We start from the raw sequence: 807 nt of genomic DNA on the forward strand, positions 1-807 counted from the left end.
AAGCACTTAAAAAAAGAGTTATTTTGATTTAAAAATGGTATAATGAGAGAACGATAGAAAGGAAGTATTTATGGAGCAAAAAGAGAAACATTTTAGCCTATCTTGGTTTTTTAAGTGGTTTTTAGATAACAAGGCCATTACGGTATTTTTAGTAACCTTATTATTGGGACTCAATCTGTTTATTTTAAGTAAGATTAGTTTTCTATTTTCACCTGTTTTAGACTTTTTAGCAGTTGTGATGTTGCCAGTCATTCTGTCTGGTTTGTTATATTATTTGTTGAATCCTATTGTTGATTGGATGGAGAAGCATAAGGTTAATCGTGTTATAGCTATCACTATTGTCTTTGTCATCATCGCTCTCTTTATCATTTGGGGCTTGGCAGTCGCCATTCCAAATCTGCAACGTCAAGTTTTGACCTTTGCAAGGAATGTTCCAGTCTACCTTGAAGATGCTGATCGAGTCATTGATGATTTGGTAACCAAGCGTTTACCAGATGATTTCAGACCTCAGCTAGAGCAAGTTTTGACCAACTTCTCAAGTCAGGCTACAGTTTGGGCGAGCAAGGTTTCTTCTCAGGCAGTCAACTGGGTGAGTGCCTTTATTAGCGGAGCTTCTCAAGTGATTGTTGCCTTGATTATCGTTCCGTTCATGCTCTTTTATCTCTTGCGTGATGGGAAAGGCTTGCGTAACTATTTGACCCAATTCATGCCAAGAAAATTGAAAGAACCTGTTGGACAAGTTTTATCAGATGTGAATCAGCAGTTGTCCAACTATGTTCGAGGGCAAGTGACAGTGGCTATTATTGT

Annotated in this window: 1 protein-coding gene; it reads left to right on the top strand. The window is 37.8% G+C overall.

Going from position 1 to position 807, the window contains the following annotated elements:
- Positions 1-70: 70 nt before the first annotated feature.
- The coding region (locus WKI42_RS10505) for an AI-2E family transporter (protein ID WP_368081892.1) at positions 71-807 on the top strand (737 nt) is incomplete at its 3' end.

It is taken from the genome of Streptococcus pseudopneumoniae, assembly GCF_038148935.1.
GTDB lineage: Bacteria > Bacillota > Bacilli > Lactobacillales > Streptococcaceae > Streptococcus > Streptococcus pseudopneumoniae_U.